The following is a 20,096-nucleotide window of genomic DNA, read 5'->3' on the forward strand; positions in this document are numbered from 1 at the left end:
ATGTGGGCGGAGCTGCTCCCCGTGGGCCGCTCCGCCTCCTCCGGCGGCTACCGCCGGTACGCCTGGAACGGCGCGGACGCCGAGTGCCGGGCCTGGTTCGAGCAGCAGGCCCGCGACCGCGGCCTGCACTACGAGCGGGACCGCAACGGCAACCAGTGGGCCTGGCTGGGCGACCCGGACGGCGACGGTGCGATCGTCACCGGCTCGCACCTGGACTCGGTGCCGGACGGCGGCGCCTTCGACGGCCCGCTCGGCGTGGTCTCCTCGTTCGCCGCGCTGGACGAACTGCGCGGGCGGGGAGCGCGGTTCGCCAAGCCCCTGGCGATCGTCAACTTCGGCGACGAGGAGGGCGCCCGGTTCGGCGTCGCCTGCGTCGGCTCCCGGCTCGCCACCGGCGTGCTGACGGCCGATCAGGCCCGCGAGCTGCGCGACGCCGACGGCGTGCGGCTGCCCGACGCGATGGAGCGGGCCGGCCAGGACCCGACCGCGATCGGCGCCGACCCCGGCCGGCTGGCCCGGATCGGCGCGTTCGTCGAGCTGCACGTGGAGCAGGGCCGCTACCTGGGCGAGGGTCAGCCGGTCGGCGTGGCCTCGGCGATCTGGCCGCACGGCCGCTGGCGGTTCGACTTCCACGGCGAGGCCAACCACGCCGGGACCACCCGGATCGAGGACCGCCGCGACCCGATGCTCACCTACGCCAACACCGTGCTCGCGGCCCGCAAGAAGGCCCGGCTGGCCGGCGCGCTGGCCACCTTCGGCAAGGTCGCGGTGGAGCCCAACGGCACCAACGCGATCGCCTCGCTGGTGCGCGGCTGGCTGGACTCCCGGGCGGCCGACGAGTCGGTGCTCGCCGAGCTGGTGGAGGAGATCCGCGCGGCGGCGGTGGAGCGCGGCGAGCGCGACGGCGTGAAGGTCGAGCTGGTCCGCGAGTCCTACACCCCGGTGGTGGACTTCGACGGGCCGCTGCGCGACCGGATCGCCGCCACCCTCGGGGGCGTGCCGGTGCTGCCGACCGGAGCGGGACACGACGCCGGAATCCTGGCATCCACCGTGCCGACCGCCATGCTGTTCGTACGTAACCCGAGCGGGGTCTCGCACTCCCCGACCGAGCACGCCGAACTGCCCGACTGCCTGGCCGGCGTCTCGGCCCTCGCGGACGTCCTGGAGGACCTGGCATGCATGTCAGCAGCGCAGTAGCAGCGCAGACGTACTGGGCCGAGCACGCCTGGCTGCCGCACGTCAACGGGCCGGTGGTGGAGCCCGACGTGCTGATCGAGGTGGGGGCCGACGGGCGGTTCGCCCGGGTGGTGCCGGACAGCGGGCCCTGCCCGCCCGGCGCCGTCCGGCTGGCCGGCCTGCTGGTGCCCGGCCAGGCCAACAGCCACTCGCACGCCTTCCACCGGGCGCTTCGCGGCACCGTGCAGGTCGGCTCCGGCACCTTCTGGACCTGGCGCGACACCATGTACCGGTTCGCCGGCGCGCTCGACCCGGACAGCTACCTGGCGCTGGCCACCGCGGTCTACGCCGAGATGGCGCTGGCCGGGATCACCGCCGTCGGCGAGTTCCACTACCTGCACCACGCCCCCGGCGGGGTCCGCTACGCCGACCCGAACGCGATGGGCGAGGCGCTGATCGAGGCCGCCGACCGGGCCGGCATCCGGATCACCCTGCTGGACACCTGCTACCTGTCCGCCGGCTTCGGCGCCGAACTGACCAAGCCCCAGCTGCGGTTCGGCGACGGCGACGCGGACGCCTGGGCCGCCCGGGCCGACGCCCTGACGGCCCGTCCGCACGCCCGGATCGGCGCGGCCGTCCACTCGGTGCGCGCGGTGCCGGCCGAGCAGCTGGGCACCGTGGCGCACTGGGCCGCGATGCGCAAGGCGCCGCTGCACGTGCACCTGTCCGAGCAGACCGCGGAGAACGACGCCTGCCTGACCGCGCACGGCGTCACCCCGACCCGGCTGCTGCACGACCACGGCGTGCTCGGCCCGCGCACCAGCGCGGTGCACGCGACCCACCTGACCGCCGAGGACGTCAAGCTGCTCTCCGACTCCTCCACGGTGATCTGCATGTGCCCGACCACCGAGCGGGACCTGGCCGACGGCATCGGCCCGGCCCGGCAGCTGGCCAGCGCCGGCTGCCCGGTCACCCTGGGCAGCGACAGCCACGCGGTGATCGACCCCTTCGAGGAGGCCCGGGCGCTCGAACTCAACGAGCGGCTGCGCACCCGCACCCGCGGTCACTGGACCGCCAACGCGCTGCTGCGGGCCGGCACCGAGGACGGGCACGCCTCGCTCGGCTGGCCGGAGGCCGGCCGGATCGAGGCCGGGGCGCTGGCCGACTTCACGGTGCTGGCGCTCGACTCGGTGCGCACCGCCGGGCCCACCCCGCGGCTGGGCGCCGAGACCGCCGTCTTCGCCGCCTCGGCGGCCGACGTGCGCCACGTCGTGGTCGGCGGCCGGCGGGTCGTCGTCGACGGCGTGCACGCCCTGGTGCCCGACGTCGCCGCCGCGCTCAAGCACTCCATCTGCACCGTGAGGGGCTCATGACCAGCACGCTCATCACCAACATCGGCACCCTGGTCACCAACGACCCGTCACATCCCGGCCTGCTCGGGACGGTCGAGGACGCCGCGGTGGTCATCGACGGCTCGGTGGTCACCTGGACCGGCCGGGCCGCCGAGGCGCCCGCGGCCGACCGGCGGTTCGACGCCGACGGCCGGGCGCTGCTGCCCGGCTTCGTCGACTCGCACGCGCACCTGGTCTTCGCCGGCGACCGCACCGCCGAGTTCAACGCCCGGATGTCCGGCCAGGCCTACAGCGCGGGCGGCATCCGCACCACGGTGGCCGCCACCCGGGCGGCGAGCGACGAGCAACTGGACGCCCAGGTCGACCGGTTCGTCCGGGAGATGCTCCGGCAGGGCACCACCACGGTGGAGGTCAAGTCCGGTTACGGGCTCACCGTGGAGGACGAGGCCCGGGCCCTGCGGATCGCCGCCCGGCACACCCCGGAGACCACCTACCTGGGCGCGCACGTGGTCGCCCCCGAGTACGCCGACGACCCGGCCGGCTACGTGGACCTGGTGACCGGCAAGATGCTGGACGCCTGCGCGCCGCACGCCCGCTGGGTGGACGTGTTCTGCGAGCGGGGCGCCTTCGACGGCGACCAGGCGCGGGCCGTGCTGACCGCCGGCATCGAGCGCGGCCTGATCCCCCGGGTGCACGCCAACCAGCTCAGCCACGGCCCCGGCGTGCAGCTCGCGGTGGAGCTCGGCGCGGCCTCGGCCGACCACTGCACCCACCTGACCGACGCGGACGTCGCCGCGCTGGCCGGGTCCGGCACGGTGGCCACCCTGCTGCCCGGCGCCGAGTTCTCCACCCGGGCCGACTACCCGGACGCCCGCCGACTGCTGGACGCGGGTGCCACCGTGGCGCTGTCCACGGACTGCAACCCGGGCTCCAGCTTCACCAGCTCGATGGCCTTCTGCATCGCCGTCGCCGTCCGCGAGATGGGCATGACCCCGGACGAGGCGGTGCACGCCGCCACCGCCGGCGGTGCCCGCGCCCTGCGCCGCACCGACGTGGGCCACATCGCCCCCGGCGCCCGCGCCGACCTGCTCCTCCTGGACGCGCCCTCCCCGGTCCACCTGGCCTACCGCCCGGGCGTCCCGCTGACGGCAGCCGTCTGGCGGGCGGGCATCCGCGAGGTCTGACGGCCCGTAGGAACCCCTGAGGGCCGGTACCCGCGTGGAGCGGGTACCGGCCCTCAGGGGTTCGCCCTGACGGGTGATCAGCGCGGGGTGTAGCGCTTGAACTCGCCGGAGTCGATGGTCCAGTCGCCGACCTTCACCTGGTCGCCGAAGACGTAGTCGTGGGTGGCCCGGTAGCGCGGCCCGTCGGGGCCGTCGCTCGGATCGCTGGAGACCCGGAGGGTGCCGTTGCGCGGATCGACGAGCAGGTAGAGCGGGATGCCCATGGCGGGGTAGTCCTGCATCTTCTCGACGTAGTCATTGGGATGGTTCGACGGCGAGACCATCTCGGCGACCAGCAGCAGGACGTGAGGGTCGGCCTTGTCGTCGAACGTCTCAAGGACGGCTTCCGAGGCGACGATCAAGTCGGGCCGCCGCAGTATGCCCAGCCCGACGTCTTCGATCTCACCCCCGGCCAGGGCCACCAGATCTCCTGTGATCTGCCGGAACAGCTGGCGCTGAAGGCGCAGCACGTTCAGTTCGTGGGGCATCGACGGCGACATCATCATGGTGATCACGCCGCCCTGGATCTCGATCTTCTGAGCCAGGTCACCGTACTGGTCCATGAGCTCGTCGGCGACGGCCCGCAGGCGCGCGTAGTCCATGACCTCAGCGTAACCATGTGGGAACAACGGTGGCCCGGCTCGCCAGTGCGAGCCGGGCCGTCCGTACTAGCTGTCGGAGCCGTGCGTCAGTGCACGTCGCCCATCAGCTTGATGACGTTCTTCCGGTACATCCACAGGGCCGCGCCCGCGATCAGGGCTGCGATGCCCTGGATGGCGAAGTACCAGGTGGAGCCGGTGGCGTTGCCGAGGCCGAGCTGGATGACCGCGGCCACGCAGTCGCCCGCGGTGACGGCGAGGAACCAGATGCCCATCATCTGCGAGGCGTACTTGGCCGGCGCCAGCTTGGTGGTGACCGAGAGGCCGACGGGGGAGAGGGTCAGCTCACCGACGGTCTGGATCAGGTACACGATGGTCAGCCAGAGCGGGGTGGTCTTGTGACCGCCCGAGGCCGCCGCCATCGCGAGCATCATCACGATGAAGGAGAAGCCGATCATCAGCAGGCCGATGGCGAACTTCACCGTGGTGCTCGGGTTCTTTGCGCGGCGCGACAGCCAGACCCAGAGCCAGGCGAAGACCGGGGCCAGCGCCATGATGTAGAGCGGGTTCAGCGACTGGAACCAGCTGGACGGGAAGTGCCAGCCGAAGACCGACAGGTTCGTGCTGTTGTCGGCGAAGACGCTCAGCGTGGAACCGGACTGGTCGTAGATCATCCAGAAGACCGCGGCGACCACGAAGAACCAGATGTAACCGCGGATCTTGGTGTGGTCGGTCGGGGACAGGTCCTTGTCCCGCTTGATCCGGGTGAACACCACGACCGGGATCGCGATGCCGGCGATCGACAGCGGCCAGACCGCCCAGTTGACGCTGAACTGGCCGGAGGCGACCAGCGCACCGTAGAAGACCACCGCGGCGCCCAGCCACATGCCGGCCTTGCGCAGCAGCGCGCTCTTCTCCTCGGGCGAGATCGGCGAGGTGACCACGTCGCTCTTCTTGCTCAGGTGGCGGCTGCCGAGCAGGTACTGACCCAGGCCCAGCGCCATGCCGACACCGGCCATGGCGAAGCCCAGGTGCCAGTCGACCTTCTGGCCGACGGTCCCGATGACCAGCGGAGCGGCGAAGGCACCGAGGTTGATGCCCATGTAGAAGATGGTGAAGCCGCCGTCCCGGCGCGGGTCGTTCGGCCCGTCGTAGAGGTGGCCGACCATCGTCGAGATGTTCGCCTTGAGCAGGCCCGAGCCCAGCGCGATGCAGCCGAGGCCGGCGAAGAACGCGCCCTTGAACGGCACGGCCAGCAGGAAGTGGCCGATCATGATGATGCTGCCGCCGACGGCGACCGTCTTGCGGGCGCCCCAGAAGCGGTCGGCGATCCAGCCGCCCGGGAGGGCGAGCAGGTAGACCATCGCGTTGTAGACGCTGTAGATCGCGGTGGCCAGCGCCACCTTCATCGCCAGGCCGCCGGTGGTCGAGTTGGTCATGTAGAGGACCAACAGGGCTCGCATGCCGTAGAAGCTGAACCGCTCCCACATCTCGGTCATGAAGAGCGTGGCGAGTCCTCGGGGGTGCCCGAAGAAGGTCTTGCCGCCAGAAGGAGCGCCCGGCTGCACGCCGGTGTCCAGGGTGGTGGTTGACGCCATCAGTGGTGTTCCTTGCCTGACTGGTGGGACGCCCCCTGCCTAGGGGGGTGCGGCAGGGGGCGTCCGAGCATCGTGCGGTTCCTGCTCGCTGCTCGGGCAGGGGACACCGCACGCTGTGTCGTGGGGACCGGACCACTGTACGTCCAGCTATTCCGTGATTTGGCCGGGCAAAAGGTGCCAATGGGATAACGGAACGGTCAAAGAAGACTCAAGTGTGATGGTAAATCGATGGCGGTACGCCACTGAATCCTTCGAAGCAAAGGTATGACCGGAGAATCTGTGCCCACTGCGGGTGTCCCGCAGGAGAGTTGGGCGTGACCGGCCCCCGGCCGCGCGACTACCCAGTGTGAAAGAGTTCACACCCCATTGCTCCGTACCCGGGCGAGTCGCGGGAGCGGCGCGATCGCGCCGTCCGCGCGACCCGCGACCGGCGCGCGCCACGGTCGGCGGGCCCGCCGGGACTGATCACCGGGCCCCGGGCGGACTACCATCGCCCCATGACCTGTGTGCTGCTCGCCGAGGACGATCCGGCAATCTCGGAACCGCTGGCCCGTGCGCTGCGCCGCGAGGGCTACGAGGTGCTGGTCCGCGAGGACGGCCCGGCCGCGCTCGAAGCCGGCCTGGAGGAGGAGATCGACCTGATCGTCCTCGACCTGGGCCTGCCGGAGATGGACGGACTGGAGGTCTGCCGCCGGCTGCGCGCGGACGGCCGCAGCTGCCCGGTCCTGGTGCTCACCGCCCGGGCGGACGAGGTGGACACCGTGGTTGGCCTGGACGCCGGCGCGGACGACTACGTGACCAAGCCGTTCCGGCTGGCCGAACTGCTCGCCCGGGTCCGGGCGCTGCTGCGGCGCGGCAACGTGGACTCGCTCTCCACCGGGGCGCACGGCGTGCGGATCGACATCGAGTCCCACCGCGCCTGGGTCGGGGAGGAGGAACTCACCCTCTCCGCGAAGGAGTTCGAACTCCTGCGGGTGCTGGTGCGGGACGCCGGCCGGGTGGTCACCCGGGAGGACATCATGCGCCAGGTCTGGGACACCACCTGGTGGACCTCGACCAAGACGCTCGACATGCACATCTCCTGGCTGCGCAAGAAGCTCGGCGACGACGCCACCAACCCGCGCTACATCGCCACCGTGCGCGGGGTCGGCTTCCGGTTCGAGAAGAACTGACGGCCGCCGGCAGCCCCCGGGCGGCCCGCCCCCACCGCCCCACCGCTGATCGACCCCGAGAGCAGGACCCGACCGCGTGAAGCGCCGCATGATCAACTCGCTGTTGGGCGTGGTCCTGGTGGTGGTGGCGGTGTTCTGCGTGCCGCTCGCCCTGGTCGAGAAGCAGAGCATCGTCAACAACGCCCAGAACCGGGTCGACGCGGCGGCGGTGCGGCTGCTCGGCCTGGTGGAGACCCGGCTGGCGGCCGACGAACCGGTCACCGGCGAGCGGATCGGCTCCGGGGTGGTGGAGGGCGACTACGCCGAGATCACCGTGCCCGGCCAGGCCCTGGTGACGATCGGCCAGCGGCCCACCGGCGCCCACCTGCTGACCGCCACCGAGACCGGCCCGCACGGCGAGACCGTCACCGTCGAGCAGTCCAGCCGCGACGTGGACCGGGACACCGCCAACATGCTGCTGCTGCTCGGCCTGGTCGCGCTGCTGGCGGTGCTGGCCGCGGTGGCCCTGGCGCTCTGGCAGGCCCGCCGGCTGACCCGGCCGCTGATCGACCTGGCCGAGACCGCCGAACGGCTCGGCTCCGGCGACCCCCGCCCGCGCGACCGCCGCTACGGCGTGCCCGAACTGGACCGGGTGGCCGAGGTGCTGGACGCCAGCGCCGAGCGGATCGGCCGGATGCTCACCGCCGAACGCCGGCTCGCCGCCGACGCCTCGCACCAACTGCGCACCCCGCTGACCGCGCTCTCCATGCGGCTGGAGGAGATCACCGCGCTGGCCCACCAGCCGGAGACGGTGCGCGAGGAGGCCACCATCGCGCTGCAGCAGGTGGAGCGGCTGACCGACGTGGTGCAGCGGCTGCTCACCAACCAGCGGGACACCCACGGTCCGACCGCCACCCGGGGCTTCGACCTGGACGAGGTGATCAAGCAGCAGGTCGGGGAGTGGTCGGCCACGCTGCGCGGCCGGGGCCGGCGGCTGGTGACCGAGGGCCTGAGCCACGTGACGGCCACCGGCACCCCCGGCACCGTCTCCCAGGTGCTGGCCACGCTGATCGAGAACTCGCTGATGCACGGCGGCGGCACCGTGACGGTGCGGGTGCGGCCGTCCGGCAGCTCGGTGGTGGTGGAGGTGCAGGACGAGGGCGCGGGCGTGCCGGCCGAGCTGGGCAACCGGGTCTTCGAACGGACCGTCAGCGGGCGCAACTCCACCGGCATCGGCCTGGCGGTGGCCCGCGACCTGGCGGAGGCGGACGGCGGGCGGCTGGAACTGCTCTCGCTCAAGCCGCCGGTGTTCGCGCTGTTCCTGCCGCGGACGGCGGATGACCAGCGGGGGAGCCTGGCGCGCGGCGGCGGCGCGGCCGAGGAGTAGGGCCGCCGGTCAGCTCGTGGTGTACTCGACCCGCTCGCCGGCCAGGATCCGCTCGGCCTGCTCCACCACGGTGGCCGGCTCGGGCAGTTCGGGGATCGTCTTGAACACCCAGGTCCGGTAGGAGAAGAAGCGGAACAGCGTGGCGATCCCGGTGCCCGCCACCTTGGCGCCGTTGTAGGCCAGGGTGCTGGTCATGCCCAGGGTGTAGGTGGTGAACCAGAGGGTGCCGTTCTCGATCAGCAGCCCGATGCCGCTGAACACCAGGAACAGGGTGATCTCCCGGCGGCGGGAGGCGGCGTCGCTGTCCCGGTAGACCCAGTAGCGGTAGCCGACGTAGTTCACCACGATCGCGACCAGGGTGCCGACCACCGAGGAGCGGACCGCCGGCCAGTGGGTGATGTGCAGCACGGCGTTGGACACGCCGAAGTTCACCGCGATGCCGATCAGGCCGACTATCGCGAACTGCACGACCTCGCCCGAGACACCGCGAAGTCGCTGGGCGAGAGTGGGGCGGCGGTGCACACCGGTCTTGGACATCCGAGGAGTTCTCCTGATTCCGACACTGGAGCCGTCCAGGCTACCGGCTCCCGATGAGAGTTCCCTGGGCCCGCGTCCGCCCCCGGGCCCGCCCCCGATCCCGTCCCGGGACCGGCGGGCGCCGCGGCACCCGCCTTGACCGGCCCCGATATCCTGGCAGCGTGACTTTCCCGGGCAGCGCGAAATTTCCAGTGGTTGGCATGGTGGGCGGCGGACAGCTGTCACGCATGGCACATCAGTCCGGCATCCCGCTCGGGGTGCGCTTCAGGATCCTGGCGGACACCCCGCAGGATTCGGCGGCCCAGGTGGTGGCCGACACGGTGCTCGGTGACTACCGGGACCTGGAGACGCTGCGCCGGTTCGCGGCCGGCTGCGACGTGGTCACCTTCGACCACGAGCACGTGCCGACCGAGCACCTGCGGGCGCTGCAGGCCGAGGGCGTGGTCGTCCGCCCCGGTCCGGACGCGTTGGTGAACGCCCAGGACAAGGGCGTGATGCGGGCCAAGCTGGACTCGATCGGGGTGCCCTGCCCGCGGCACCGGCTGGTTGCCGACCCGGCCGACGTGACCGCCTTCGCCGACGAGGGCACCGGCTACCCCGTGGTGCTCAAGACGGTGCGCGGCGGCTACGACGGCAAGGGCGTCTGGGTGGTGGACGACGAGGCGCAGGCCGCCGCGCCGTTCCTGGCCGGCGTTCCGGTGCTGGCCGAGGAGAAGGTGGACTTCGTCCGCGAGCTGGCCGCCAACGTGGTCCGCTCGCCCAGCGGTCAGGCGGTCGCCTACCCGGTGGTGGAGAGCGTCCAGGAGAACGGCGTCTGCGCCGAGGTCACCGCCCCGGCCCCCGACCTGGACCCGGCGCTGGCCGCCGAGGCGCAGGGCCTGGCCCTGCGGATCGCCGGTGAGCTGGACATCACCGGCCACCTGGCGGTCGAGCTGTTCCAGACCCGGGACGGCCGGATCCTGGTCAACGAACTGGCCATGCGCCCGCACAACTCCGGCCACTGGTCGATCGACGGCGCCGTCACCTCGCAGTTCGAGAACCACCTGCGCGCCGTGCTGGACCTGCCGCTCGGCGATCCGCGCCCGCGGGCCAGGTGGACCGTGATGGTCAACGTGCTCGGCGGTGACTACCCGGACATGTACCACGCCTTCCTGCACTGCATGGCCCGCGACCCGGGCCTGCGGATCCACATGTACGGCAAGGACGTGAAGCCCGGCCGCAAGGTGGGCCACGTCACCGTCTTCGGGGACGACCTCGAAGACGTGCGCGAGCGGGCGCGCCACGCGGCCGCTTACCTGAGAGGCACGATCACCGAGTGATTAGCAACAGCGACATCCCCGTCGTCGGCATCGCGATGGGCTCCGACTCCGACTGGTCGGTGATGGAGGCGGCGGCCCAGGCCCTCGACGAGTTCGAGGTGCCCTACGAGGTGAACGTGCTCTCCGCGCACCGGATGCCGCGCGAGATGATCGCCTACGGCGAGCAGGCGCACACCCGCGGCCTGAAGGCGATCATCGCCGGGGCCGGCGGCGCCGCGCACCTGCCGGGCATGCTCGCCTCGGTGACCCCGCTGCCGGTGATCGGCGTTCCGGTGCCGCTGCGCTACCTGGACGGGATGGACAGCCTGCTCTCCATCGTCCAGATGCCGGCCGGCGTGCCGGTGGCCACCGTCTCGGTGGCCGGTGCCCGCAACGCCGGCCTGCTGGCGGTGCGCATGGTGGCCGCCTTCGACCAGGAACTCTCCGAGAAGATGGTCGACTTCCAGCACGACCTGAACACCCAGGCCACCGAGAAGGGCAAGAAGCTGCGCGCCAAAGTGGCGGGTTCTTCCTCCTTCGGCTTCAGCAAGTAGTTCCATGGGGGGATGACTCCTCCCGCAGAACTGCTCGACGAGGCCCGGGCCGTGCTCGCCATCGCACCGGTGGTGGACGGGCACAACGACCTGCCCTGGGCGATGCGCCAACTGGCCGGCTACGACCTGGGCGCCGTCGACCTCGCCGCCGACCAGCGGCACCGGCTGCACACCGACCTCGACCGGCTCACCGCCGGCGGGGTCGGTGCGCAGTTCTGGTCCGTCTTCGTGCCCTCCCGGCTGGCCGGGGACACGGCGGTCAGCGCCACCCTGGAACAGATCGACTTCGTCCACGCGCTGGTGGACCGGTTCCCGGACCGGCTGCGGCTGGCGCTCACCGCCGACCAGGCCGAGCAGGCCCGGGCCGACGGGCGGATCGCCTCGCTGATGGGCGCCGAGGGCGGACACAGCATCAACTCCTCGCTGGCCACGCTGCGGGCGCTCTTCGCCCTGGGCGTGCGCTACCTGACGCTCACTCACAACGACAACGTGCCGTGGGCGGACTCGGCGACCGACACCCCGTCAGCCGGCGGGCTGACCCGGTTCGGCGAGGAGGTGGTGCGGGAGATGAACCGGATCGGCATGCTGGTGGACCTCTCGCACACCTCGCCCGACACCATGCGGGCCGCGCTGCGGGTGACGGCGGCGCCGGTGGTCTTCTCGCACTCCTCCTCCCGCGCGGTCAACGACCACCCGCGCAACATCCCCGACGACGTGCTGGCCCAGCTGCCGGCCAACGGGGGAGTGGCGATGGCCACCTTCGTGCCGCAGTTCATCGACGCCCGGGCCACCGTCTGGGTGGCCGGGGCGTCCGAGGAGCTGGCCGCGCACGGCCTCCACGCGCTGGCGAACAGCCCGGAGGCGATGAAGGTGCTGCACGCCTACGAGGAGCGGGTTCCGCGGCCGGTCACCAATGCGGCCACCGTCGCCGACCACCTGGACCACATGCGGGAGGTGGCCGGCATCGACCACCTGGGCCTGGGCGGCGACTTCGACGGGGTGGCGTTCACCCCGGCCGGCCTGGACGACGTCTCCGGCTACCCGAACCTGCTGGCCGAACTGCTCCACCGCGGCTGGTCGCAGGCCGACCTGTCCAAGCTGACCTGGCAGAACGCGATGCGGGTGCTGCGCTCGGCCGAGGACGTCGCCCGCGACCTGAGCGCCACCCGCGGGCCCTCGCTGGCCACCCTGGCCGAGCTGGACGGCTGACGGGTCGTCGAGCCGGACGGCTGACGGTGCGTCGAGTTGGACAGCTGACGGTGCGTCGAGTTAGACGGCTGACGGTGCGTCACTTGAGCTGCGGGATCTCCTGGGCCGGGCAGCGGTCCATGACCATCTTCAGCCCGGCCGCGGTGGTGCGGTCGAAGGCCTCCCGGTCGATCACGTCGAGCTGGAACCAGACCGCCTTGGCGCCGATCTCCACCGCCTGGTCGGCGACCGGGCCGGCCAGCGAGCTGTTGACGAAGACGTCCACCACGTCGACCGGGAAGGGGATGTCGGCGAGGCTGGCGTACCCCTGCTCGCCGAACACCGCCTCCGCCTTCGGGTGGACCGGGACGATCCGCTTGCCGAACCGCTGGAGCGCCTGGGCCACGCCGTAGGCGGCCCGCATCCGGTTGGTGGAGAGCCCGACGACGGCCCAGGTGTCACCCGAGCCGGTGAGGATGTCGTGGGCCGTCTGCTGGTCGCGGTAGTCAGTCATGACGGTGCCAACCGGCCCGTTCCGCAGGGCATTCCGGGCCCGGCATCAACCGAACGGTTGATGCCGGGCCTCATCCGTTCGGCCATGCAGGAGCAGCCGGGTGGTCGATCCGCCGGACCGGGCCGCCGCGGGAGATTGGAGCACGTCAGGAACGGCGGGAACGGCGGCGGAAGGGGGCGGTGGCCATGGCGGTCATCGAGGTCGAGCGGTTGCACAAGCGGTACGGGCGGTTCACGGCGGTGGACGAGGTGTCCTTCGAGGTCGGCGAGGGCGAGGTCTTCGGGATCCTCGGGCCGAACGGCGCGGGCAAGACCACCACCGTCGAGTGCCTCTCCGGGCTGCGCGCGCCGGACGGCGGGCGGATCTCGGTGCTCGGGCTGGACCCGGTGCGGCAGCGGGAGGACCTGCGGCAGGTGCTCGGCGTGCAGTTGCAGCAGGCCGGGCTGCCGGACCGGCTCAAGGTGCGCGAGGCGCTGGAGCTGTACGCGTCCTTCTACCGCCGGCCCGCCGATCCGGTGGAGCTGATGCACCGTCTGGGGCTGGCCGAGAAGGCCGGCGAGCGGTACAAGCGGCTCTCCGGCGGGCAGCAGCAGCGGCTGGCGATCGCCCTCGCGCTGATCGGCAACCCCGAGGTGGTGATCCTGGACGAGCTCACCACCGGGCTCGACCCGCACGCCCGGCGCACCGTCTGGGAGTTGGTCGAGCAGGTGCGGGCGAGCGGGGTCACGGTGCTGCTGGTCACCCACTTCATGGAGGAGGCCGAGCGGCTCTGCGACCGGGTGGCGCTGATCGACCGGGGCCGGGTGGTCGCGGTGGACACCCCGGCCGGGCTGGCCGCCCGCGCCGGGCAGCAGCAGCGGATGCGGTTCCGGCCCTCCGGTCCGCTGGACGAGGAGCTGCTGCGGGCGCTGCCCGAGGTGGCGGGGCTGGTCTGGCACGGCCCGGTGGTGGAGATCACCGGCACCGGGAACCTGGTGCAGGTGGTCACCGCGCAGCTGGCGCGCCGTCAGATCATCGCCGCCGACCTGCGGGTGGACCAGGCCAGCCTGGACGACGCGTTCGTCGCCCTCACCGGCGGGCGGGAGTGACCGTGGCCCCGCAGCCGTCCGGTCGAGCCGGTTCCCGGTCCGTCCTCCGATCCCAGCCCGCCGCCCGTTCCCTGCCCGTCCTCCGTTCCAAGGAGCGCCCCGTGTCCCTCACCTTCGGCCTGCCGCGCGGCGGCCTGCGCACCCTCACCACCACCCAGGCCCGGCTGCTGCTGCGCGAGCCGGTCGCGCTGATCTGGCTGGGCGTGCCGGTGCTGCTGGTGGTGGTCTTCGGCAACATCCCGTCCTTCCTGCACCCCACCGCCGCGCTCGGCGGCAAGCGGGTGATCGACGTCTACGTGCCGACCCTGGCCGCGATGGTCCCGCTGTTCCTGGCCTGCACCGCGCTGCCGATGACCATGGCCGCCTGGCGTGAGAAGGACGTGCTGCGCCGGCTCTCCGTCAGCCCCGTGCCGGCGGCCGGGATGCTGGCCGGGCTGGTCGCGGTGATCGCCGCGCTGGCCGCCGCCGGGGTGGCGGTGATCACGGCGATCGGCATGCTGGCCTTCGGCGTCGCGCTGCCGGGCGGCGCGGTCGCGGTGCTCGGCTCCTTCGTGCTCGGCTCGGCGGCGGTGCTCGCGCTCGGCCTGGTGATCGCCGCCCGGGCCCGCACCGGCGCCGCGGCCAGCGGGTTCGGGGTGCCGCTGATGGTGCTCAACTTCTTCGCCAGCGGCCTCTACATCCCGGTCGAGGAGCTGCCGCGGTGGCTGCAGCAGGTGTGCGAGGTGATCCCGTTCGGCGCGGTGACCGCCGCCTGGGCCGGCCGGGGCCCGCTCTGGCAGCATCTGCTGGTACTGGCCGGTTGGACGGTGCTCGGCAGCGTGGTCGCCGCCCGCACCTTCCGCTGGGAGTGAGTACGGGTCGGCGGGGGAGGACGGGAGATGGTCACCGTGCAGCAGGGCGATCGAGCGGCCGAGCGGCCGGACGGCACCGAGGGGCGATCGGTCCGGGTCCAGCGCTATCTGCCCTACGCGGGGCTGGCCTTCTCGACGGTGCTCGCGTTCGGCCTCGGCCCGGGCAGCTCGACCCGCTACCGGGTGGCGGTGCTGGCGGTCTCCGGGCTCGCCGCGCTCTGGCAGTGGCTGATGGCCGTCCCGGTCGTCCCGGCCGCGCCGGGCGAGCCTCGGCCGGTCAAGGCGGTGGTCTTCTACGTCGGTCTGCTGGTGCTGATCGGGGTACTGGTGGTGCTCAGCCCGTTCTACGGCTTCTTCGCCTTCAGCGGCTACCTGCACGTGGCGGCGCTGCCCCGGCGGTTCTGGTGGCTGGGGGTCGCGGTCACCGCCGCGCTGATGGCGACCACCCAGGTCGGCGGCGTGCAGAACCTGCACGGGACGGTGCTCGGCCTCTACGCCGGCCTGGTGCTGGTCAACCTGGTGATCGCCGGCGCGCTCACCCAGCAGAGCATCGACGAGGACCGGCGCAGCCGCCAACGGGCTGCCCACATCGACGAGTTGGCCGAGGCCAACCGGCAGCTGCGGGAGACCATGGAGGAGAACGCCGGCCTGCACGCCCAGTTGGTGGTGCAGGCCCGCGAGGCCGGCGTGCTGGACGAGCGGCAGCGGATGGCCGGCGAGATCCACGACACCATCGCCCAGGGGCTCACCGGGATCGTCACCCAGCTGGAGGCCGCCGAGCGCTTCGACCACGACCCCGAGCGGCGTCTGCACCACCTGGCGACCGCCCGCAGGCTGGCCCGGGAGAGCCTGGCCGAGGCCCGCCGCTCGGTGCAGGCGCTGCGGCCAGGTCCGCTGGCCGAGGCCCACCTGCCGGAGGCCGTGCAGGACTTGGCCGCGCGCTGGACCGCGGTCTCCGGAGTGACGGCCGGGGTGACCGTCACGGGCGTGCCGTTCCCGCTGTCGCCCACGCTGGAGGTGGTGCTGTTCCGGGCCGCCCAGGAGGGGCTGGCCAACATCGCCAAGCACGCCCGCGCCGACCGGGTCGGACTGACCCTCAGCTACACCCACGAGGTGGTGCTGCTGGACGTGCTGGACGACGGGGTCGGCTTCGACCCCGTGGCCACCGAGGCGGCCGGCGGGGAGAGCTACGGGCTGACCGCGATGCGGCAGCGGCTGAAACAGGTGGGCGGGAGCCTGGCGGTGGAGAGCGGCCCGGGGGAGGGCACCGCGCTCAGCGTCAGCGTGCCGGCGCTGCGGGTGCCCGGTCCCGGGATCACGGCCTCGTCCGGGCAGGTGGAGAATGCACCGTGACCATTCGTCTGCTGATCGTCGATGACCACCCCATCGTCCGGGACGGCCTGCGCGGCGTCTTCGAGGGCGACCCCGACTTCGAGGTGGCCGGCGAGGCGGGGGACGGTGCCGAGGGGGTGCGGCAGGCCCTCGCCCTGGCGCCCGACGTGGTGCTGATGGACCTGCGGATGGCGGGCACCGGAGGGGTGGAGGCGATCCGCCGGCTGCGCGAGCTGGCCCCCGCGCTACGGGTGCTGGTGCTCACCACCTACGACAGCGAGGCCGACGTGCTGCCCGCCGTGGAGGCCGGCGCCACCGGTTACCTGCTGAAGGACGCACCGCGCGAGGAGCTGGTCCGGGCCGTCCGGGCGACCGCGCAGGGGCAGACGGTGCTGGCGCCGACGGTGGCGGCCGCGCTGCTCGGCCGGATGCGCGCGCCCGCGCCCGCCGCGCCGGTGGAGGCGTTGACCGAGCGGGAGCTGGAGGTGCTGCGGCTGGTCGCGGACGGCAGCACCAACAAGGAGTCGGCCCGCCGGCTCTTCATCAGCGAGGCCACCGTCAAGACCCACCTGCTGCACCTCTACGCCAAGCTGGGCGTGCGGGACCGCGCGGCGGCCGTGGCCGAGGGCTACAAGCGGGGCCTGCTGAGCTGAGCCGGGGCCGCTGGGCTTGTCGGGCTTGTCGGGCCGCCGGGTCGGCTCAGCAGGCCCGCCCGCGGCGGCTCACTCGGTGAACGGGCGCCCCATCGCGCGGTAGCTCCAGCCGGCCGCGCGCCAGGCGGCGCCGTCCAGCACGTTGCGGCCGTCCAGCATCCGGCGCTCGGCGACCACCTCGCCGAGCGCGGTCGGGTCGAGCTCGCGGAACTCCTGCCACTCCGTCAGGTGCAGCACCACGTGGGCGCCGACCGCGGCCTCGGTGGCCGAGGCGGCGTAGGAGAGCGAGGGGAACATCTTGCGGGCGTTGTCCATCGCACGCGGGTCGTAGACGGTCACCTGGGCGCCCTGCAGCTGGATCTGCCCGGCCACGTTGAGCGCGGGCGAGTCCCGGATGTCGTCCGAGTTGGGCTTGAAGGCGGCGCCCAGCACCGCGACCCGGCGGTCCAGGAAGCCGCCGCCGCACTGCTCGCGGGCCAGCTCGACCATCCGGGAGCGGCGGCGCATGTTGATCGAGTCGACCTCGCGCAGGAAGGTCAGCGCCTGGTCGGCGCCCAGCTCGCCGGCCCGGGCCATGAAGGCCCGGATGTCCTTGGGCAGGCAGCCGCCGCCGAAGCCGAGCCCGGCGTTGAGGAACCGGCCGCCGATCCGCTCGTCGTAGGCCAGCGCCTTGCTGAGCAGGGTGACGTCCGCGCCGGAGGCCTCGCAGACCTCGGCCATCGCGTTGATGAAGGAGATCTTGGTGGCCAGGAAGGAGTTGGCGGCGGCCTTGACCAGCTCGGCCGTCGGGTAGTCGGTGACCACCATCGGCACGCCCTCGGCCAGCGGGGTCGCGTAGACCTCGCGCAGCAGCTCCTCGGCCCGCCCGCCCGGGCGCACCCCGATGACGATCCGGTCCGGGTGCAGGGTGTCGCCGACCGCGAAGCCCTCGCGCAGGAACTCCGGGTTCCAGGCCAGCTCGACCTGGTCGCCGACCGGGGCCAGCGCGGCCAGCCGCTCGGCGATCCGGCCGGCGCTGCCGACCGGCACGGTGGACTTGCCGACCACCAGGACCGGCCGGGTCAGGTGCGGGGCGAGCGCGTCCACCGCGGCGTCCACGTGCGACATGTCGGCGGCGAACTCGCCGCGGCGCTGCGGGGTGTTCACGCAGACGAAGTGCACGTCGGCGAACTCGGCCAGCTCCGCCGGGGAGTCGGTGAAGCGCAGCCGCCCGGTCGAGCCGGGGTGCCCGACGACGTGCTTGACCAGCAGTTCGGCCAGGCCGGGCTCGTACATCGGCACCTGGCCGGCGGCCAGTGCGGCGAGTTTGTCGCGGTCCACGTCGAGACCGAGGACCTCGAAGCCGAGCTCGGCCAGGCAGGCGGCGTGGGTCGCGCCGAGGTAGCCGGTGCCGATGACCGAGATGCGCAGGGCCACAGGGGTTCCCCTTCACGGGTTGCCGGGGAGGGTCCCCACCGGCGCGGGCTGACGTGCGTCACCGATGGTATCGGCTGGCTCCGTGTCACCCACGTCACGTCCTCGATCGGGCCCGCAAAGGCCTAGAATGAGGACCTACTTAACAGTAACTAACGTCGGAAAACATCTGAAACGGTGTCGAATCCGACAATTCACCGCAGAGGGGCGCACACCATGGCCAGCAGTGCCGACTTCGACCTCTTCCGGCTCTCCGAGGAGCACGAGATGCTCCGCGAGACCGTCCGCGCCCTGGCCGAGGCCAAGATCGCGCCGTTCGCCGCCGACGTCGATGAGCACAGCCGGTTCCCGCAGGAGGCCCGTGACGCGCTGGAGGCCAACGACCTGCACGCCGTCCACGTGCCGGAGGAGTTCGGCGGCGCCGGGGCCGACGCGCTGGCCACCGTCCTGGTGATCGAGGAGGTCGCCCGGGTCTGCTGCTCCTCCTCGCTGATCCCCGCCGTCAACAAGCTCGGCTCGCTGCCCGTGCAGCTCTCCGGCTCCGAGGAGCTCAAGGCCAAGTACCTGGGCGCGCTGGCCCGCGGCGAGGGCATGTTCTCCTACTGCCTCTCCGAGCCGGACGCCGGCTCGGACGCGGCCGGGATGAAGACCCGCGCGGTCCGCGACGGCGACTTCTGGGTGCTGAACGGCGTCAAGCGGTGGATCACCAACGCGGGCGTCTCCGAGTTCTACACCGTGATGGCCGTGACCGACCCGGAGAAGCGCTCCAAGGGCATCTCCGCCTTCGTCGTCGAGAAGGGCGACGAGGGCGTCTCCTTCGGCGCGCCGGAGAAGAAGCTCGGCATCAAGGGCTCGCCGACCCGCGAGGTCTACCTGGACAACGTCCGGATCCCGGCCGACCGGATGATCGGCGCCGAGGGCACCGGCTTCGCCACCGCGATGAAGACCCTGGACCACACCCGGATCACCATCGCCGCCCAGGCCCTCGGCGTCGCCCAGGGCGCCCTCGACTACGCCGCCGGCTACGTCAAGGAGCGCAAGCAGTTCGGCAAGCCGATCGCCGACTTCCAGGGCGTCCAGTTCATGCTCGCCGACATGGCGATGAAGATCGAGGCCGCCCGCCAGCTCACCTACGCCGCCGCCGCCAAGTCCGAGCGCGTCGACGCCGACCTCACCTTCTTCGGCGCGGCCGCCAAGTGCTTCGCCTCCGACGTCGCGATGGAGGTCACCACCGACGCGGTCCAGCTGCTCGGCGGCTACGGCTACACCCGCGACTACCCGGTCGAGCGCATGATGCGCGACGCCAAGATCACCCAGATCTACGAGGGCACCAACCAGGTCCAGCGCATCGTCATGGCCCGCAACCTGCCGACCGCCTGACGTGTAGACAGCTGACGCCCCGTGGGGTGAACCGTCGGACGGCGGTTCACCCCACGGGTGTTCAGCGGGCCGCGTAGCCGGCCAGGAAGAGGTCGACGCCCGAGGTCATCTGGCGGGTGAGCTCGGCGTCGTCGAACTCGGCGTCCGGGTTGAAGGTGCGGATCAGCAGCGGGACGCCGACCGTGGCGGCGACCAACTGCTGGACGGCCAGCGGCAGGTCCGGCACCCGCAGGGCGCCGCGCCGGTGGAGTTCGGCGAAGGTGTCCACCAGTGGGCCGTTGTTCAGGTCGTAGGTGACCCGGTACCAGAGCCGGCCGAGTTGCGGGAAGCGGTCGATCTCGCCGATCACCAGCCGGCGCAGCGAGAGCACCTGGGGGTGCATCAGCAGCCGGGCCCAGTCGACCGCCAGGGTGATCAGCGCCGCGCGCAGGTCGGGGGCGTCGGCCAGGCCGCTGATGCCGGGCTCCAGTTCGGCGTAGCTGCTCGGCAGGAAGCTGCCCACCGCCGCCAGGAAGAGCCGCTCCTTGTTGCCGAAGTGCTTGTAGATGGTGGCCTTGGAGACCCCGGAGCGGGCGGTGATGGCGTCCACCGAGGCGGCCGCGTAGCCCTCGCGCAGGAATTCGGCCAGCGCCGCGTCGATGATCGTGCGGCGCTTGCGCTCGGAGGAGTCCACCGGGGCCGGGATGATCGGGAATCCGAACTCGTCGGTCGGACCGGCACTGCGGGCGGTCATGGCGGATCCTCGGGATGGGCAACTGCGGGCGGGGCGCCAGTATATGAACCGGGAAGCCGGACCAGCCAC

General features: G+C 72.3%; 19 protein-coding genes. 13 read left to right on the forward strand and 6 right to left on the reverse strand.

The genetic code is table 11. From position 1 onward, the window contains the following. From FHX73_RS17545 to hutI, 3 genes are read left to right on the forward strand one after another with little or no spacing between them, the layout of a single operon-like run. On the forward strand, nucleotides 1–1,197 hold the full coding sequence (locus FHX73_RS17545; RefSeq protein WP_145908348.1) for an allantoate amidohydrolase: 1,197 nt from the start codon (nucleotides 1–3) through the stop codon (nucleotides 1,195–1,197). Then, on the forward strand, nucleotides 1,176–2,549 hold the full coding sequence (locus FHX73_RS17550; RefSeq protein ID WP_145905896.1) for a formimidoylglutamate deiminase: 1,374 nt from the start codon (nucleotides 1,176–1,178) through the stop codon (nucleotides 2,547–2,549). The genes FHX73_RS17545 and FHX73_RS17550 overlap by 22 nt, the downstream gene beginning before the upstream one ends. Next, complete coding sequence (hutI, locus tag FHX73_RS17555; protein WP_145905897.1) at nucleotides 2,546–3,712, forward strand: imidazolonepropionase; 1,167 nt, start codon at nucleotides 2,546–2,548, stop codon at nucleotides 3,710–3,712. The genes FHX73_RS17550 and hutI overlap by 4 nt, the downstream gene beginning before the upstream one ends. 77 nt (nucleotides 3,713–3,789) lie before the next feature. Here hutI and FHX73_RS17560 read toward each other — a convergent pair whose 3' ends face one another. Together FHX73_RS17560 and FHX73_RS17565 are read right to left on the reverse strand one after the other, a co-directional pair. Beyond that, on the reverse strand, nucleotides 3,790–4,353 hold the full coding sequence (locus tag FHX73_RS17560) for a Uma2 family endonuclease (protein ID WP_145905898.1): 564 nt from the start codon (nucleotides 4,351–4,353) through the stop codon (nucleotides 3,790–3,792). Nucleotides 4,354–4,439: 86 nt separating this feature from the next. After that, nucleotides 4,440–5,948 carry a peptide MFS transporter gene (locus FHX73_RS17565; protein WP_145905899.1) on the reverse strand — a complete coding sequence of 503 codons (1,509 nt, stop codon included), beginning with the start codon at nucleotides 5,946–5,948 and terminating at the stop codon, nucleotides 4,440–4,442. A gap of 497 nt (nucleotides 5,949–6,445) precedes the next feature. On the opposite strand from FHX73_RS17565, the gene FHX73_RS17570 reads away from it, so the two are divergent. Together FHX73_RS17570 and FHX73_RS17575 are read left to right on the forward strand one after the other, a co-directional pair. After that, nucleotides 6,446–7,120 carry a response regulator transcription factor gene (locus FHX73_RS17570; RefSeq protein ID WP_145905900.1) on the forward strand — a complete coding sequence of 225 codons (675 nt, stop codon included), beginning with the start codon at nucleotides 6,446–6,448 and terminating at the stop codon, nucleotides 7,118–7,120. Nucleotides 7,121–7,196: 76 nt separating this feature from the next. Then, nucleotides 7,197–8,486, forward strand: coding sequence for an ATP-binding protein (locus tag FHX73_RS17575; RefSeq protein WP_145905901.1), 1,290 nt, complete (start codon nucleotides 7,197–7,199; stop codon nucleotides 8,484–8,486). Between the two features lie 9 nt (nucleotides 8,487–8,495). Here the strand turns inward: FHX73_RS17575 and FHX73_RS17580 are convergent, their stop codons facing one another. Then, a complete protein-coding gene (locus tag FHX73_RS17580) occupies nucleotides 8,496–9,023 on the reverse strand; it encodes a GtrA family protein (protein WP_145905902.1) in 528 nt (175 codons plus the stop codon). A 53-nt stretch (nucleotides 9,024–9,076) separates the two neighbouring features. On the opposite strand from FHX73_RS17580, the gene FHX73_RS17585 reads away from it, so the two are divergent. The 3 genes from FHX73_RS17585 to FHX73_RS17595 are packed head-to-tail and all read left to right on the forward strand — an operon-like array spanning nucleotide 9,077 to nucleotide 12,084. Then, nucleotides 9,077–10,342, forward strand: a complete 1,266-nt coding sequence (locus FHX73_RS17585) for a 5-(carboxyamino)imidazole ribonucleotide synthase (protein ID WP_170304946.1) — start codon at nucleotides 9,077–9,079, stop codon at nucleotides 10,340–10,342. A 35-nt stretch (nucleotides 10,343–10,377) separates the two neighbouring features. Further along, nucleotides 10,378–10,875: a 5-(carboxyamino)imidazole ribonucleotide mutase gene (purE, locus tag FHX73_RS17590; RefSeq protein WP_145908349.1), complete on the forward strand. Its 498-nt coding sequence runs from the start codon at nucleotides 10,378–10,380 to the stop codon at nucleotides 10,873–10,875. A 12-nt stretch (nucleotides 10,876–10,887) separates the two neighbouring features. After that, on the forward strand, nucleotides 10,888–12,084 hold the full coding sequence (locus FHX73_RS17595) for a dipeptidase (protein ID WP_145905904.1): 1,197 nt from the start codon (nucleotides 10,888–10,890) through the stop codon (nucleotides 12,082–12,084). A gap of 79 nt (nucleotides 12,085–12,163) precedes the next feature. Here FHX73_RS17595 and FHX73_RS17600 read toward each other — a convergent pair whose 3' ends face one another. Then, nucleotides 12,164–12,577: a CoA-binding protein gene (locus FHX73_RS17600; protein ID WP_145905905.1), complete on the reverse strand. Its 414-nt coding sequence runs from the start codon at nucleotides 12,575–12,577 to the stop codon at nucleotides 12,164–12,166. Between the two features lie 185 nt (nucleotides 12,578–12,762). On the opposite strand from FHX73_RS17600, the gene FHX73_RS17605 reads away from it, so the two are divergent. The 4 genes from FHX73_RS17605 (at nucleotide 12,763) to FHX73_RS17620 (ending at nucleotide 16,501) form a co-directional block, all read left to right on the forward strand. Beyond that, complete coding sequence (locus tag FHX73_RS17605; RefSeq protein ID WP_145905906.1) at nucleotides 12,763–13,665, forward strand: ABC transporter ATP-binding protein; 903 nt, start codon at nucleotides 12,763–12,765, stop codon at nucleotides 13,663–13,665. 101 nt (nucleotides 13,666–13,766) lie between these two features. Then, nucleotides 13,767–14,516 carry an ABC transporter permease gene (locus tag FHX73_RS17610; protein ID WP_145905907.1) on the forward strand — a complete coding sequence of 250 codons (750 nt, stop codon included), beginning with the start codon at nucleotides 13,767–13,769 and terminating at the stop codon, nucleotides 14,514–14,516. A 27-nt stretch (nucleotides 14,517–14,543) separates the two neighbouring features. Continuing rightward, the gene (locus FHX73_RS17615; RefSeq protein WP_145905908.1) at nucleotides 14,544–15,869 is read left to right on the forward strand and encodes a sensor histidine kinase; all 1,326 of its coding nucleotides are present in this window, start codon (nucleotides 14,544–14,546) and stop codon (nucleotides 15,867–15,869) included. Continuing rightward, nucleotides 15,866–16,501: a response regulator gene (locus tag FHX73_RS17620; protein ID WP_145905909.1), complete on the forward strand. Its 636-nt coding sequence runs from the start codon at nucleotides 15,866–15,868 to the stop codon at nucleotides 16,499–16,501. The genes FHX73_RS17615 and FHX73_RS17620 overlap by 4 nt, the downstream gene beginning before the upstream one ends. 69 nt (nucleotides 16,502–16,570) lie before the next feature. On the opposite strand, the gene FHX73_RS17625 is transcribed toward FHX73_RS17620, so the two are convergent. Beyond that, complete coding sequence (locus tag FHX73_RS17625) at nucleotides 16,571–17,917, reverse strand: UDP-glucose dehydrogenase family protein (RefSeq protein ID WP_145905910.1); 1,347 nt, start codon at nucleotides 17,915–17,917, stop codon at nucleotides 16,571–16,573. A 213-nt stretch (nucleotides 17,918–18,130) separates the two neighbouring features. On the opposite strand from FHX73_RS17625, the gene FHX73_RS17630 reads away from it, so the two are divergent. Beyond that, a complete protein-coding gene (locus FHX73_RS17630; RefSeq protein ID WP_145905911.1) occupies nucleotides 18,131–19,294 on the forward strand; it encodes an acyl-CoA dehydrogenase family protein in 1,164 nt (387 codons plus the stop codon). A gap of 61 nt (nucleotides 19,295–19,355) precedes the next feature. Here the strand turns inward: FHX73_RS17630 and FHX73_RS17635 are convergent, their stop codons facing one another. After that, on the reverse strand, nucleotides 19,356–20,027 hold the full coding sequence (locus FHX73_RS17635) for a TetR/AcrR family transcriptional regulator (protein ID WP_145905912.1): 672 nt from the start codon (nucleotides 20,025–20,027) through the stop codon (nucleotides 19,356–19,358). Between the last annotated feature and the right edge of the window lie 69 nt (nucleotides 20,028–20,096).

It is taken from the genome of Kitasatospora viridis (assembly GCF_007829815.1).
GTDB lineage: Bacteria > Actinomycetota > Actinomycetes > Streptomycetales > Streptomycetaceae > Kitasatospora > Kitasatospora viridis.

What these genes read in the sequence shown, in the direction of transcription:
- FHX73_RS17615 (WP_145905908.1), top strand. Translation starts at nt 14,544, where the DNA reads ATGGTCACCGTGCAGCAGGGCGATCGAGCGGCCGAGCGGCCGGACGGC.
- FHX73_RS17635 (WP_145905912.1), bottom strand. Translation starts at nt 20,027, where the DNA reads ATGACCGCCCGCAGTGCCGGTCCGACCGACGAGTTCGGATTCCCGATC.
- purE (WP_145908349.1), top strand. Translation starts at nt 10,378, where the DNA reads ATGGGCTCCGACTCCGACTGGTCGGTGATGGAGGCGGCGGCCCAGGCC.
- FHX73_RS17630 (WP_145905911.1), top strand. Translation starts at nt 18,131, where the DNA reads ATGGCCAGCAGTGCCGACTTCGACCTCTTCCGGCTCTCCGAGGAGCAC.
- FHX73_RS17570 (WP_145905900.1), top strand. Translation starts at nt 6,446, where the DNA reads ATGACCTGTGTGCTGCTCGCCGAGGACGATCCGGCAATCTCGGAACCG.
- FHX73_RS17580 (WP_145905902.1), bottom strand. Translation starts at nt 9,023, where the DNA reads ATGTCCAAGACCGGTGTGCACCGCCGCCCCACTCTCGCCCAGCGACTT.
- FHX73_RS17595 (WP_145905904.1), top strand. Translation starts at nt 10,888, where the DNA reads ATGACTCCTCCCGCAGAACTGCTCGACGAGGCCCGGGCCGTGCTCGCC.
- hutI (WP_145905897.1), top strand. Translation starts at nt 2,546, where the DNA reads ATGACCAGCACGCTCATCACCAACATCGGCACCCTGGTCACCAACGAC.
- FHX73_RS17585 (WP_170304946.1), top strand. Translation starts at nt 9,077, where the DNA reads ATGAGAGTTCCCTGGGCCCGCGTCCGCCCCCGGGCCCGCCCCCGATCC.
- FHX73_RS17560 (WP_145905898.1), bottom strand. Translation starts at nt 4,353, where the DNA reads ATGGACTACGCGCGCCTGCGGGCCGTCGCCGACGAGCTCATGGACCAG.
- FHX73_RS17565 (WP_145905899.1), bottom strand. Translation starts at nt 5,948, where the DNA reads ATGGCGTCAACCACCACCCTGGACACCGGCGTGCAGCCGGGCGCTCCT.
- FHX73_RS17605 (WP_145905906.1), top strand. Translation starts at nt 12,763, where the DNA reads ATGGCGGTCATCGAGGTCGAGCGGTTGCACAAGCGGTACGGGCGGTTC.
- FHX73_RS17600 (WP_145905905.1), bottom strand. Translation starts at nt 12,577, where the DNA reads ATGACTGACTACCGCGACCAGCAGACGGCCCACGACATCCTCACCGGC.
- FHX73_RS17550 (WP_145905896.1), top strand. Translation starts at nt 1,176, where the DNA reads ATGCATGTCAGCAGCGCAGTAGCAGCGCAGACGTACTGGGCCGAGCAC.
- FHX73_RS17545 (WP_145908348.1), top strand. Translation starts at nt 1, where the DNA reads ATGTGGGCGGAGCTGCTCCCCGTGGGCCGCTCCGCCTCCTCCGGCGGC.